Genomic DNA, 14,705 nt, shown 5'->3' on the forward strand with positions numbered 1-14,705 from the left:
TTTTTAATTATTTCTTGACCTGAAACGCTTTTCATAAATTATAAATAAGAAGTACCTCACGAGGATTGTATGAAAACGATACCTAATAATTAATTAGAACTCGTGTATTTATAGAAAGTGGTGAAGAAATAATGAAATTAATCGCAATTGATTTAGATGGAACTCTTCTTTCGGGGAATAAAATGATAAGTAAAGAAAATGCAGAAGCAATTCGAACATGTCAAGAAGCTGGCCATGTTGTAGCAATTTGTACAGGACGTTCTATTGTTGACATTGAGCGATTATTGTTAGAAGTTAATTTAGAGTGTCCAATCATTGCGGAAAATGGGGCTCTTATATATAAAGATAAAAAAATGATGAAGAGATATCCAATTCAAAATATGCAGGCACTTGAAATTGTAGAATATCTTGAAGAGAATGGTTTATATTATCAGCTTTATACTGATAAAGGTGTGTATGTACCGGATTATGGAGTAGAGAGTGTACGTAATGAAATTGAGTATGTGAAGAATTCAAAAGAAAATTTCGACTTGAAAGAGTTAGAAACAATCGCAGCATTATATCTTGAGCATACAGCGTTTCATAGTGCGGAAAGTTGTAAACCAATTGTAGAAACAGATATACATGTGCATAAACTATTACCATTTTCTTATGATATTGAGAAATTAAAAAAACTAAAAGAAACATTTCTTCATAATACAGATTTAGCAATTACATCTTCATATTGGCACAATTTAGAGATTAATCATCGAGATGCTCAAAAAGGGAATGGATTATATACTTTAGCAGAACATCTTAATATTCCGGTTGAAAACACTGTAGCGATAGGTGATGGACTAAACGATGTTTCTATGATGGAAAAAGCGAATATATCAATTGCAATGGGAAATGCAGTTGAAGAAATAAAAGCAATGTGTAAATACGAAACGTTATCAAATGAAGAACATGGTGTGGCACATGCTTTATATAAATATGTAATGTAAATAAAAAAGAAAAAAGAATCCAAATGGATTCTTTTTTCTTTTTTATTAGGGGTAAGGTATTCTATGAGATTCATAGAAGCCTTATTACATTTTATTATATAGAATATATTGGAATAAATGTTTATATTTTTCATAAAAATTGTGAATATTTTATGAACTTTATACTTATTGCATGTTTATACCGCTATTAGTAACGTGTATGACTCTCGAGTAAAAATTCAGTGAATGTAAGAAGGAATTCAAGTTATCTAGATAATAAGTGAGGAATCAACGAAATATATACTAATTAAAGGTATATTCAGTATATATATTCTTTTCTTGTTTTAATTGAAAAATAAAATTTGTTCGAATAATTATTCTACAGCTATATACCTACACTAGCTTTCTTCGTATAATGGAGAAGTATGAATTTTAGATTTGTATTAATTTTACATATTGAGGTGAAAAAGGAATGAATTCGCGGCTAATGGAACTTATTGATGTGAGTACAATAGAAACCATGGCAGAACAATTTTATAAATTAACTAACATATCACATCAACTTCTTGATGCTGAAAAAGAGTGTGTTTTTTCATTCGGAATGAATGAGATAAAAAAGAGTAAACTTCCAAAGATTGAAATCCCCATTTTCTTATACAATCAACATTTAGGATCTTTTGTTGTATGGTCCAAAAAAAGTGAAATTTTCAGTTGTCAAAAATACTTTGAAATGCTCTCAAGTTTAATTTTAGATGGTGCAATAAAAGTATTTCAAAGTAAAAATACAACGTTGCTTTCTCGGAAAGAAGAGGAACTACATACGATTTTACAAAACATGCCTGTTATGGTCGATGCGCTTGATTATAATGGAGATTTTGTTTTGTGGAATCGAGAATGCGAAATTGTAACAGGTTATACCGCTGAAGAAATAATTGGAAATCCCAATGCACTGCAATTATTGTATCCTGATCATAATTATCGCCATCAAATACAAAAGAAATTTTTAACTTGTGGAAAAAATTTCAGAGATTGGGAAATGCACTTAACATGTAAAAATGGTGAAATCAAAACAATAATGTGGTCGAATATATCAGAACAGTTTCCTGTAACAGGATATAGTTATTGGGCTGTTGGTGTAGATATTACACATTTAAAAGCGATAGAAGAGCAGTTAAAACAACAAACATCTGAACTGGAATTAATTTTTAAAGCTTTACCAGATTTATGTTTCTTAACAGAAGATGATGGCACAATTATAGATTACAAGGCAGGATCTCCTACAAAGTTTTACGTACCCGCAGAAGCTTTTATGGGAAAAAAGTTTTACGAAGTATTACCAACGTCAGTAGCACAGCAGTTTCAGGAAGCCATTAATCAAGTGAAGGAAAAAGGAACGAATGTAATTGTAGAATATCCACTCACACTTAATGGAAGTATTGATTTCTTTGAGGCTAGGTGCTTACCATTATTACATGATAAAATTATGATTATTGTACGCGACATTACAGAGCGAAAAAAAACAGAAGAATTGCTAAATAAATCAGATACGCTTGCAGCAATTGGTCAATTAGCAGCTGGCGTGGCTCATGAAGTAAGAAATCCTTTAACTGTAATTAAAGGTTTTATACAGTTATTCCAAATTAATAAAGAAGATCAAGAAAGATATTTTGATCTTATGCTTTCTGAAATTGAAAGGATAGAAGCAATCCTGCAAGAATTTCTATCAATCGCTAAAACAGATGAGATAAATACAGAAAAGAAAAATATTTATCGAATTTTTAAAAATGTCGTATCGTTAATGAATACAAAAGCAATTATGAAAAATATTCAAGTTGAACTATTTACGGATGACAAAGATATAATTATTGAATGCTCAGAAAATCAATTGAAACAAGTATTTATTAATATTTTGCAAAATTCAATCGAAGCTATGCCAAATGGTGGGGAAATTTCAATTCACATAAAAGAAATAAATGATGATGGTGTCATCATTCATGTAATAGATGAAGGAATAGGAATACCTGAAGAAAGAATTAAGAGATTAGGTGAACCTTTTTATAGTACGAAAGAAAAAGGGACTGGTATTGGATTAATGTTAAGTTATAAAATTATTGAAAGTCATCGAGGGACAATTAGTATCATGAGCGAGGTTGGTGTCGGGACAACAGTAACTATTTACTTACCGAAAGTACTAAGTAAACAATCTCTTTCTAATTGTGACGACAAATGTATAGCAATACGCACTAGTAGTAATTCTTAAATCAATTAATACCCAATAACAAAGCGATTAGTGAAAACTAAGCTTTTTGTTATTGGGTATTTTTTATATTTAATTTAGTAAACTTTACCTTTTCTTTACCTTTGTTTTAATTTCTATTAAGTTTTAAACATTATATTAATATTTGTACAAAGCAATGTATAGAAATTGTACATTACTTTTAATATAGAAATGTGATTATTATTTGAAATATTGTAAGGAGGAGATTATGACAAGGTGAAAAAGCAAGAGAAGAAAAGTGGTAGAGTAGTACCTCTCCGGTTAAATATTTTATTCCTTTGTGTATTTTTATTATTTTCTGGCATTATTATTCAGTTAGGGAAAGTGCAAATTTTTGATGGAGAAACATATAAAAATGAAGTAGAGAAGAGAGAAAATGCAACCGTAGGCCTTTCTGTACCACGTGGGAAAATATTTGATCGTGAAGGAAATCCAGTAGTTGATAATAAGTCTTTACGTACGATTACATATACAAAGGTGAAAGGTGTAAAACAAGAAGAAATATTAAAATCAGCAAGACAACTTGCAGATATTATTGAAATGCCACAAGAAGATATAGATAAGTTAACTGAGACTGATAAGAAAGACTTTTGGATGCAATTAAATCCAGAACTTGCTCAAGACTTAGTATCAAAAACAGAAATAGATAAGTTCCGAGATAAGGATATTACCGGAAAAGAGCTAGACAAAAAAATAGAAGATTTAAAAAGGAAACGCGTTACAGATAAAAATCTTCAAGAACTAACGGCTAAAGATATAGAAGTGTTAGCTATTAAAAGTAAAATGACCTCAGGTTTTCAAATGGCACCTCAAATTATTAAAAAGGACGTTAGTGAACAGGAATATGCGGTGATTAGTGAAAATTTAGCGAACCTTCCAGGAGTAGACGCATCAGTTGATTGGGAGAGAATCTATGTAAATGATGGATTATTCCGTTCTGTCCTTGGTAACGTTTCAAATGCTGATGAAGGATTGCCACGTGAACGATTAGATTATTATTTAGTGCGTGATTATAGCCGAAATGATAGGGTCGGCAAAAGTTATATCGAACAGCAATACGAAGATGTACTTCATGGTACAAAAAAAGAAGTAAGAAGCATTGCTGATAAACAAGGAAATACTATTAGAACGGAAACGGTTTCGGAAGGGAAAAGCGGTAAAAATTTAACTTTAACAATAGATATGGAATTGCAAAAAAAAGTAGAGGAGAGCATAGAAAAAATATTAAAACAATATAAAGGATCAGAATCAATGTTAGACCGTGCTTTCGTAGTGATGATGAATCCGAAAAATGGCCAAGTATTATCAATGGCTGGGAAAAGGCTTGTAGAAAAAGACGGGAAAATGGAAGTTGAAGATTATGCTTTAGGCACGCTGACAAGTTCATATGAGCTTGGATCAACGGTTAAAGGTGCGACAGTGTTAACAGGGTTTGAAACAAATGCAATAACTCCTGGAACACATTTTTATGATGCACCTATGAAATTTAAAGGAACTAAGGAAAAGAAGTCTTGGAAAAATTTTGGTGATATAGACGATCTAAGAGCGTTACAAGTTTCTTCAAACGTTTATATGTTTAATATAGCATTAAAAATTGCTGGCGTGGGTTATGTGAAAAATAGTTCACTAGATATTAAACAAGAATATTTTGATAAAATGAGGTATTATTTCAGGCAATTTGGACTAGGTGTACAAACTGGTATTGATTTACCAAATGAAACCGCAGGACAAATTGGAAGAAAAGATAATCAACCTGGTTTCTTATTAGATTATTCTATTGGACAATATGATACGTATACACCACTTCAGCTTGCACAATATATTTCGACTATCGCAAATGGAGGGTATCGAATGAAACCACAAATTGTTCAAGAGATTAGAGAACAAACCGTTCAAAAAGATGAGGTTGGTAAAGTAGTACAATCAATAGAACCCGTTGTTTTAAATAGAATCGATATGAAACAAGAATATATTAATCAAGTAAAAGAAGGATTTAGAAAAGTATTTCAAGAGGGAGATGGAACGGGAGTAAGAGCATTCCAAAAAGCACCATATAAACCAGCTGGTAAAACAGGGACCGCACAAACTGTATATGGTGGAGAAAATGAAATTGGGCGAAATGCGAAAGGTGATCGTAGAGAATGTTATAACTTAACATTGGCTGGATATGCGCCATATGATGATCCAGAAGTAGCATTTTCTGTTGTAGTACCATGGGTTGAAAATGATAAATCGGGCATTAACTCCGATATTGGAAAAGAAGTTTTAGATGCTTATTTTGATTTGAAAAATAAGAGATTAACTGGTGAAGCGCCAAAAACAGATGCCTCTAAAGAGAATTAAAATGTACGAAACGTCTCTAGCATTCCTGTAAACTAGAGGCGTTTTTATCTGGGAATAGATTAGAAATGGGGTATATATGAAGCTGTTTATTCTAAAATATTGGAGGAACATATGTAGCTACATATTCATTATAATAGGGGTTATTTTTATTAATAAGTCCTTTTTATTTTGTATGGTAGAAGGAATTTCGATGCAACCTACTTTGAATGAAAAAGATTATATACTTGTTAATAAGGTAAACGTCTGTTTATCGTCTTTTCATCATGGAGATGTTGTCATTATAAAAAAAGAAGACGCGCCTACTTACTATGTGAAACGAATTATTGGATTATCGGGGGATAACATACAACTAAAAGAGGATGAGGTATTTATTAACGGTAAAAAGCGTGATGAGTCGTATATACATTTAGATATGTCACAAGTATCCAATCGTTTTTCAAATTTTAGAGAAATAAAAGTTCCTACGCATAAATTATTTGTGTTAGGTGATAATCGTAATCATAGTAAAGATAGTAGGAATACACTTGGACTTATTGATGAATCAAATATAATAGGTAAAGTAGAAATGGTATTTTATCCATTTGATCATATAAAATGGATAAAATAATTCTATTAACGATTCACATTTTATAAAATAAATCATATATTGATAGCATAGGACAAGCAGAAACGCTTGTTCTAACCTCACAGAACACTCCTTATCACGGTTAGGCATCTACATAGGTAGATGCTTTTTTTATGTTGATGACTGAAAATTATTTATCAATATAATGTAGCAAGCATATTAGGACTATTAGGGGAAGATTACTTGTACAAATAACAGTATGCTTAATTAAAACAGTGAAATGTAAGGAGTGAGGAATAAGTGCTAAATATTTTAGTAGTTAATTTTCCAGCAGAGGGGCATGTAAACCCTACATTAAATTTAGTAAAAGCCTTTACTGAACGAGGGGATAACGTACATTATATTACAACGGCAAACTTTAAGGATAGAATTGAAGATTTAGGAGCTACTGTACATACTCATCCGGATCTATTAAAAGAGATTTCTATTGATGCTGAAACCTCATCTGGGTTAAATGCTTTCTTTCATGTGCATGTTCAAACTTCTTTATATATATTAGAAATTACGAAACAATTATATGAAAGTATAAATTTTGATTTCGTAATTTATGATATATTTGGCGCAGGAGAGTTAGTAAAGGAATATTTACAAGTTCCAGGTGTAGTGTCCTCACCTATATTTTTAATTTCGCCAGAATTTTTGAAGACATTACCTTTTCATCCAAATGCAGATATGCCATTTCAACCAGAGGAAATCTCTGAAAAATTACTAAATAAGATGGAACATAAATTTGGAGTAAAACCAAAGAATAATCTTCAATTTATGAATAATAAGGGTGATGTTTGTCTCGTATACACAAGTCGTTATTTCCAACCTAATAGCGAATCGTTCGGGGAAAATAACATTTTTATTGGACCGAGTATTTCAAAGCGTAAAACAAATATAAAGTTTCCACTGGAATCACTTAAAGAAAAGAAAGTTATTTATATTTCAATGGGAACACTGCTTGAAGGACTCGAACCATTCTTTAATACTTGTATTGATACTTTTTCAGATTTTGATGGGATAGTTGTAATGGCAATTGGTGATAGAAATGATATTTCTAAAATTAAGGAAGCACCAGATAATTTTATAATTGCTGCATACGTACCTCAATCAGAAATATTAAATGAAGCAGATGTTTTTATTACACATGGCGGTATGAATAGCGTACACGATGCCATTCATTATAATGTCCCATTTGTAATAATACCGCATGATAAAGATCAGCCAATGATAGCGCAAAGAGTAACTGAGCTTGAAGCGGCACATAGACTATTGAAAGAACATGTTAATGTACACACTTTAAAAGAGGCCGTAACAGATGTACTTTCAAATGAAAAGTATAAACATGGTATAAGAAAACTTAATGATAGCTTTTTAGAATGTGGTGGTTCAAAAGAAGCCATTGCAGTTATTGAATCTCTTTTAAATAAAGTAAAACTTTAATTGGTGGGGCTTTACTGCCTGCAAATAGCGGGATAATTAGTCGTAACTGTATACAAGCATAGAGGTTCTCACCTTTATGCTTGTGTATTCTTATCCAGCAAATTGTACAGCAGTATTTGCATGTAAAAAAGCAGTATCAAAAACGGGAACAGTAAGATCATTTTGGGAGATGAGTAAAGGTATTTCAGTGCAGCCTAATAATATACCTTCAGCGCCGTTTTGAATTAATGATTTTGTAATTTGTAATAACCTTTTTTTAGATGTTTCTGAAATGATCCCTCTACTTAATTCATCTAATATGACATGGTGGATAAAAGTTCTTTCCTCGTCATTTGGGATAATTGTCTCAATGTTATATTTCGCTAATCGTGATTTATAGAAATCTTGCTCCATCGTTTGTTTTGTTCCTAATAGTCCGATACGTTTTATATTCTGTTCTACCATTTCTTTAGCACTTACATCACCAATGTGAAGAAGCGGGATAGATATTGCTTGTTCTACCTCCTCGGCAAATAGATGTACAGTATTTGAACACATTAATAAACATTCAGCCCCAGATTTTTCAACTTTCTTTGCAACTGTAACTAGTTCATTTTTCACTTCTTCATATTGATGGTTTTGTAATAAAGTAGTTACTTCACCAAAGTCCATACTATATAAAATTAGCTTCGCATTTTGATCGTATTGAGAGAGTGTAAGTGTATTAATATGTTTATAGTATAATGATGTAGATTCCCAACTTAATCCTCCAATCAAACCAATAACTTTCATAATGCATTCCTCCCGAAACGATTTTGAATTCATTATTTCATAATTCCGATAAGAATACAATGATTTAAATGTGCTATTTAATAAAAATAAAAATAGTAAGAAAAGTGTTGAAATTTACATTCTTTAGTGCCATAATACGAATTACAAATTAATACTTATCCAGAGAGGTGGAGGGAACGGCCCTAAGAAACCTCAGCAACCCCTATGCAATTTTATAGGAAGGTGCTAATTCCGCAGAGGACACGATGTGTTTTTTGAAAGATAAGAGGATTCTTGAAAGTGAAAGAAAGTGACCTCTTATGTAAGAGGTCATTTTTTTGTTGTATAGAAAGGGAGTGTCGATGCATAATTCATTTTTAAATTAAATATAGAGTAATAAAAGTTGACTAATATGAGAGGGGAATTGTCATGAATAAATTATCAACAAAGTTAGTAGTAGCAATCGGTATTGGAGCAGCATTATACGGGATATTAGGACTTTGGGGATTTTCTATTGCACCGAATACATTTATTAAACCAGCATTAGCTATATTAACTGTTTTTGGAGCATTATTTGGTCCAGTGGCAGGACTGTTAATCGGACTTATCGGTCATACCGTAACAGATACGATTGCTGGATGGGGTATTTGGTGGGGATGGGTTATTAGTTCAGGAATTATTGGTTTTTCAATGGGGCTTATTCAAAAAAGAGTTGGTTTTAGTGTGAAAAACGGGTCGTTTAACAAGGGGGATATTTCTTATTTAGCAATTACTGGGCTAGTTGGTATTGTCATTGCTATTATATTTGCTGGGGCATTCGATATTATTGTGATGGGAGAACCATTTGACAAAATTGTTATACAAGTATTAGGAGCAACAATTTCCGATGTCATCGTTTTCTTAGTACTTGGATTGCCACTTACAATTGGTTTGGCGAAATCCAATAAGAAACATACACATTTAAAAATTGAAAAGTAGGGATGTTAACATGCAACCAATTATTTCGTTTGAACAATTCACCTTTCAATATGGGCATGCTGCGCAGCCTACTTTAAGTGATATTACCTTTCATATATACCCTGGGGAAAAAGTGCTAATTGCTGGACGAAGTGGTTCAGGAAAGTCGACATTAGCTCATTGTATAAATGGGCTAATCCCATTTTCTTACGAAGGGAATAGCACAGGTAACGTTTTAATTGCCGGTAAAGACCCAAGGGAAGGAAGTATTTTTGAACAAAGTAAACAGGTAGGAACAATTTTACAAGATCAAGATGCTCAATTTATTGGTCTGACAGTAGAAGAAGATGTAGCTTTTTATTTAGAAAATGAATGTGTAAAGCAAGATAACATGAAAAAGATTGTTTCGGACTCATTAAGAAAGGTGAAGATGCATACGTTTCATAAACAAAGTCCACATGAATTATCAGGAGGCCAAAAGCAAACAGTTTCTCTTGCTGGTTTATTAACAACAAATGCGGATATATTATTGTTCGATGAACCATTAGCGAACTTAGATCCACTAAGCGCCATACATACGATAGAACTTATGAAAGATATACATGAGCAGTATAATAAAACGATTGTTATTATCGAACATAGGATAGAAGAAATTTTAAAACTGGATTTAGACAAAGTTATATTAATTGATGAAGGTAAAGTCATTGCGATGGGAACACCAAAAGAAATCTTAGCGTCAAATATATTACCACGTATTGGCTTAAGAGAGCCTATTTACATCGAAGCATTAAAGAGATTACATTTTGATCGTAATAATGACGTAATATATCCAATGGAAAACCTTCAAAAAGAAAAGGTAAGCAACGTTATAAAAGAGTGGATGGAGAAACAAGTCATATTAGAAAGGAATGCTAAAAACAAGGAATTACTTAAAGTGGAGAATTTATCATTTTCATACCCTAATAAACAAAAAGTATTAGAAAATGTAAACCTTTTAATATATGAAGGAGAAATTGTGGCACTGTTAGGACATAATGGAGCAGGGAAATCAACATTAGCTCATAGTCTTATAGGTATAAACAAAATGAAAAATGGGAAAATTGCGTTAAAAGGTGAAGATATTAGTTCTTGGTCTATTCGTAAACGTGGGGAAATCATATCTTACGTGATGCAAAATCCAAATCATATGATTACACAGCCTACTGTTTTTGAAGAAGTTTCATTTACATTAACATTACATAATTTTTCTAAGGAAGAAATTAAGAATAAAGTAGAAGGGATTTTAAAAATTTGTGGTTTATATCCATTTCGTAATTGGCCAATTCAAGCACTAAGCTATGGGCAAAAAAAGAGACTAACAATCGCATCTGTATTAACAACAAATCCTAAGCTTATCATATTAGATGAACCGACAGCGGGACAAGATTATTATCATTATAAACAATTTATGTCGTTTATTAAAAACCTAGCTAAAAAGGGAATTTCATTTGTTGTTATCACTCACGATATGAATCTCGCGCTAGAATATACAGACCGTGCAGTAGTTCTACATGAAGGGAAAATTATTGCGGATAATACAGTGTTTGATGTATTAGGCGATCAAGAAACGTTACAAAGAGCCAACTTAAGAGAGAGTTCTTTAACCAAGCTTATTAAATTTAGTGGGATTGCATGTCCAGAAAAATTTATGGAGCTTTATTTAGACAGTAATAGGAGGGAGGAAGGTGCATAGTACATATTTTCATCGTATGGATGGGGTAGTGAAATTGTTTTTATTTATTTTTTGTATGACGCTTACTTTTTTGTTTTTTGATTTTCGGGTGTTGCTAATATTATTTATTATTGGGTGTATCGGACTCAGCATTGCTAAAATTCCATTTCGTAAAATTTTAATTGTTTTTAGTGTCATATTTACATTTAGTTTATTAAACTCTGTCATGATTTTATTTATTACACCAACTCATGGATCTGAATTAACTGAATCATATACCGCGTTTTTACATGTTGGATATGCAACGATTACATATGAAACATTATTTTATGCAGCTACACTTTCATTAAAGTATTTTACGTTATTACCATTTACACTTCTTTTTATTTACACGACAGATCCAAGCGAATTTGTAAGTAGCTTAAGTAAACTTGGTATTCATTATAAGATTACATATGCAATAAATATTGCACTACGTTATATTCCTGACATCCAGTCTGAGTATAAAATTATTAAACACGCGCAAGAAGCGAGAGGAGTGGCTTTTGAAAAAGGAGAAGCAAGTTTATGGGTTCGTATGAAGAACCGTGTTTTAATTTTCTGGCCACTAATCATTCATTCTCTAGAAAGAATAGATACGGTTTCAAATGCAATGGATTTAAGAGGATTTGGAAAGAAGGATAAACGTACATGGTTTTATACAAGTAAGGCGAAACGTGAAGATTTCATCGCTTTATTTGCCGGTATTTTCATATTTATTGTTGCGGTATATTTAAAATTAAACGTATTTCAAAACTTTTGGTATCCATTTTAAAGCACTCTTTAAACGAGTGCTTTTACTTATTTTTATGTAGACATGCTCAAAAAAGGGATATATACATAATGTATAATACGAACCAGTTAAAATGATCAACTACCTATTAGTTTTCAAACCAAAAGGAGGAGAAAATATGAGTTACGGTGGTTCTTGTGGTTTTGGTGGAGGTTTCGCTTTACTAGTTGTGTTATTCATTCTATTAATAATTGTAGGATGCAGCTGCTGGGGCGGAGGATACTAATTTTTAATTAGTCTTCACAAATGTAAACTAAAAAAACATTGAAGATACTTATGTATCGAAACAAATAAAAAAGGAGCAACTATGCTCCTTTTTTATTTGTTTAAATGCGTATTCTCACTATATTTCGGGAACGTAATCGTTAAAGTCGTTCCTTTACTAACGATACTTCGGATTTTTAAACTTCCACGCATCGTCTCAATAATCTTAACAGCAACCATTGTACCTAAACCAGTTCCTTTTGTTTTTGTACTAAAATACGGTTCACCGAATCGATGTATTTGCTCCTGTGACATTCCAACTCCGCTATCTTCAATTCGTATTTCAACTTTACTATTATTGATAGATGAGGAAATATTTAAGGTACCACCATTAGGCATTGCTTCAATACTGTTTTTTATTAAGTTTAAAAAACATTGTTGAAAGTGCTGTTTATTACCAACAATGGTTGCCTCAGAAAAATCCTGTGTAATATGTATCGTATTCATATTACACAATGGCAATATCATATTAATAACTCGATTTAACTCTTGTTTTACTGAAATTTGATCTAATTTTTCTGGAGCAGGTTTGGCAAACGTTAAGTAATCATCGATAATTTCTTGGGCACGATTTAACTCTTCAAGTATATGTTTAATATATTCGTCTCTTGATTCAGGAGTTAAATTTTGTGTTTTTAAAAGCTGTGTAAATCCTTTTACAACCGTTAGGGGATTCCTTACTTCGTGCGATATACTTGCAGCGAGTTGGCTAACAATCTCCATTTTTTCCATTTTAATTAATTTTGAGCGCATTAATACAGCATCTTTTATAACTTCATTTATATAAACAATAAATAACATTAAAGTAGTCGGTAATACCATGAAATAAATAATATACAAATTATTCACTTCAAAATCTGATAAAGTTAATACAATTACAGTTGTAAATATTGCTAGGAAAAAGGTTAAAAACATGGAAAAAGCTACTTTAAGCTTTCTATTATATGTATTAAATTTTGAAGATGCGAGTGCTGTAACGATGAACATTATTCCGTAAACAACGACTGTTAGCATATTAAAGCCATAAAATATAAATCTTGTAATTAATAAAATTGTAAACAATATGATACCGACAGGGAATCCACCATAAAGCGTACCTATTATGACCGGAATTTGTCTTAAATCATGAATACAACTTTCATCCATATAGATAGGGTATCGCATACATAAAATAAGCGGGATACTAGAACAAAGGGTAATCAGTAATATTTTGTATTTTTTCAAATAATGCCTGCTATCATATATGAAATAAAAAACAAATATACTACATAAAATGTATAGAAGGTTATTTAATACGTTTTGGTTAATATAAACAAAGTCCATAATATTTGCCTCGTTATTCTGAATTTACTTAACATATGTATTATACATGATAACATGTGTTAGGATGTATAAACCTTGTTCATACAAGATTTATTTAGCTTTTTTTATAAAATGCAAACATTAGCTATTCAAAGATACTTTTACCAAAACTTTTTACTGCTTCTTTCTGCATGTTCGGTAAAACATGGTGGGTTATGTTGCTACTATAAGAAACGTAGGTATTCTTTTCTAAACTCATCCTTTTAATTTCTAGCCACTGAACGAGATAGTCTTTTAAAGTAAGCTTAGACGGTTCCACAAAAGTCCCTTCATTTAAATCCGTAATCTTTTTCGCCACATTTTTTACTGCTTCTTTTTTGTCTTATAACCAGAAAAACACTAAGTACTTATTTCCTCTTTTTCGAATATGTCCTTTCACTTAAAACACTCCTTCATTTTGTTTTGAATTATGTTGTATAAGTCTAGTTGTAATGTTGCTACTTTGAAAATTGCATAGTTGGACATATGAGCGATGGATATATTTTACCATATATGAACAAATTCAGTTATAGGATATGATATGTAAGTTACTGCTAATTTTATATTTACAATATACTGAAAATTAAGTAATACAAAAAATGGAAATGTAAAATAATGCAAGGGGGAAAGAAAATGAAAAAGGTTTTTGTAGTGTTTTTTGTACTAGCATTCGCATTTATGTCTATCAATTCTTCAAAAGTTATGGCTTACGGAAATCATAAAGCGGATCTTTATACAAGCGGCGGATCTCAATTATTGAATTATGTTGGATCTAAACAACCTTTATATAATGGTCCTGGTAACCCAAATGTAGTAGGTTATGTTGCTTATCAACCTGTTAAAGTAAAACAAGCATGGTATTTAATTAATACATCGTTAGGACAAAAATGGATAGGTTATAACCTTTAAAAAGCACTCATAATGAGTGCTTTTTTTATTTATATATAAGTCTAGTTATAATTTTGGTGCTATGAAAATTACATATTTGGACATATGAGTGATGGATATATTTTATCATATTTAGATTGTTATTAAGGAATAAAAAAAGAGCCATAGGGCCTCTTTTTTTGCTGTATTCATGGAAATAAAATTAAAAGCGTTAATTGTGCGACACGTTTCCCTATAAGTGTATAAACACGAAATGGGAGGGTTATCAATTTTGATGACAACAACGGATTGACCGAAAGTAGGAATGAAAGCCGTCAAGTTGCGCT

At 31.5% G+C, this 14,705-nt stretch carries 12 protein-coding genes, 1 pseudogene and 1 riboswitch; of the genes and pseudogenes, 10 read left to right on the plus strand and 3 right to left on the minus strand.

Annotation, left to right across the window (positions count from 1 at the left end):
• The first annotated feature begins 131 nt into the window (after positions 1–131).
• The 5 genes from ACTFN4_RS23800 to ACTFN4_RS23820 all read left to right on the plus strand — a co-directional run bounded on the left by ACTFN4_RS23800 (position 132) and on the right by ACTFN4_RS23820 (position 7,636).
• On the plus strand, positions 132–983 hold the full coding sequence (locus ACTFN4_RS23800; protein WP_000766393.1) for a Cof-type HAD-IIB family hydrolase: 852 nt from the start codon (positions 132–134) through the stop codon (positions 981–983).
• 451 nt (positions 984–1,434) lie between these two features.
• On the plus strand, positions 1,435–3,222 hold the full coding sequence (locus tag ACTFN4_RS23805) for a PAS domain-containing sensor histidine kinase (protein ID WP_001088553.1): 1,788 nt from the start codon (positions 1,435–1,437) through the stop codon (positions 3,220–3,222).
• Between the two features lie 234 nt (positions 3,223–3,456).
• Positions 3,457–5,583 (plus strand): peptidoglycan D,D-transpeptidase FtsI family protein, encoded by a 2,127-nt coding sequence (locus ACTFN4_RS23810; RefSeq protein ID WP_000743775.1) that lies wholly within the window; start codon positions 3,457–3,459, stop codon positions 5,581–5,583.
• A 76-nt stretch (positions 5,584–5,659) separates the two neighbouring features.
• The gene (gene lepB / locus ACTFN4_RS23815; RefSeq protein WP_033666239.1) at positions 5,660–6,190 is read left to right on the plus strand and encodes a signal peptidase I; all 531 of its coding nucleotides are present in this window, start codon (positions 5,660–5,662) and stop codon (positions 6,188–6,190) included.
• A gap of 258 nt (positions 6,191–6,448) precedes the next feature.
• Positions 6,449–7,636, plus strand: a complete 1,188-nt coding sequence (locus tag ACTFN4_RS23820) for a macrolide family glycosyltransferase (RefSeq protein ID WP_439962909.1) — start codon at positions 6,449–6,451, stop codon at positions 7,634–7,636.
• Between the two features lie 90 nt (positions 7,637–7,726).
• On the opposite strand, the gene ACTFN4_RS23825 is transcribed toward ACTFN4_RS23820, so the two are convergent.
• Positions 7,727–8,407, minus strand: a complete 681-nt coding sequence (locus tag ACTFN4_RS23825; protein WP_000864372.1) for an aspartate/glutamate racemase family protein — start codon at positions 8,405–8,407, stop codon at positions 7,727–7,729.
• A gap of 152 nt (positions 8,408–8,559) precedes the next feature.
• Positions 8,560–8,675, plus strand: a riboswitch (SAM riboswitch).
• Positions 8,676–8,815: 140 nt separating this feature from the next.
• Here ACTFN4_RS23825 and ACTFN4_RS23830 point away from each other — a divergent pair.
• From ACTFN4_RS23830 to ACTFN4_RS23845, 4 genes are all read left to right on the plus strand, one after another.
• Positions 8,816–9,364: an ECF-type riboflavin transporter substrate-binding protein gene (locus ACTFN4_RS23830; protein ID WP_001038210.1), complete on the plus strand. Its 549-nt coding sequence runs from the start codon at positions 8,816–8,818 to the stop codon at positions 9,362–9,364.
• 10 nt (positions 9,365–9,374) lie between these two features.
• The gene (locus ACTFN4_RS23835) at positions 9,375–11,075 is read left to right on the plus strand and encodes an ABC transporter ATP-binding protein (protein ID WP_001182511.1); all 1,701 of its coding nucleotides are present in this window, start codon (positions 9,375–9,377) and stop codon (positions 11,073–11,075) included.
• Positions 11,068–11,868 carry an energy-coupling factor transporter transmembrane component T family protein gene (locus tag ACTFN4_RS23840; protein ID WP_000556372.1) on the plus strand — a complete coding sequence of 267 codons (801 nt, stop codon included), beginning with the start codon at positions 11,068–11,070 and terminating at the stop codon, positions 11,866–11,868. Before ACTFN4_RS23835 ends, ACTFN4_RS23840 begins: the two co-directional genes overlap by 8 nt.
• A gap of 136 nt (positions 11,869–12,004) precedes the next feature.
• Positions 12,005–12,112 carry a YjcZ family sporulation protein gene (locus tag ACTFN4_RS23845; RefSeq protein WP_000120182.1) on the plus strand — a complete coding sequence of 36 codons (108 nt, stop codon included), beginning with the start codon at positions 12,005–12,007 and terminating at the stop codon, positions 12,110–12,112.
• A 92-nt stretch (positions 12,113–12,204) separates the two neighbouring features.
• On the opposite strand, the gene ACTFN4_RS23850 is transcribed toward ACTFN4_RS23845, so the two are convergent.
• Positions 12,205–13,473 (minus strand): LytS/YhcK type 5TM receptor domain-containing protein, encoded by a 1,269-nt coding sequence (locus tag ACTFN4_RS23850; protein ID WP_439962910.1) that lies wholly within the window; start codon positions 13,471–13,473, stop codon positions 12,205–12,207.
• A 169-nt stretch (positions 13,474–13,642) separates the two neighbouring features.
• Positions 13,643–13,891, minus strand: a pseudogene (locus ACTFN4_RS23855) (site-specific integrase); the annotation flags it as partial.
• Positions 13,892–14,124: 233 nt separating this feature from the next.
• Here ACTFN4_RS23855 and ACTFN4_RS23860 point away from each other — a divergent pair.
• The gene (locus ACTFN4_RS23860) at positions 14,125–14,400 is read left to right on the plus strand and encodes a hypothetical protein (RefSeq protein ID WP_025710271.1); all 276 of its coding nucleotides are present in this window, start codon (positions 14,125–14,127) and stop codon (positions 14,398–14,400) included.
• The last annotated feature ends 305 nt before the right edge of the window (positions 14,401–14,705 follow it).

Source organism: Bacillus cereus group sp. MYBK95-2 (assembly GCF_051915225.1).
Taxonomy (GTDB): Bacteria; Bacillota; Bacilli; order Bacillales; family Bacillaceae_G; genus Bacillus_A; species Bacillus_A cereus.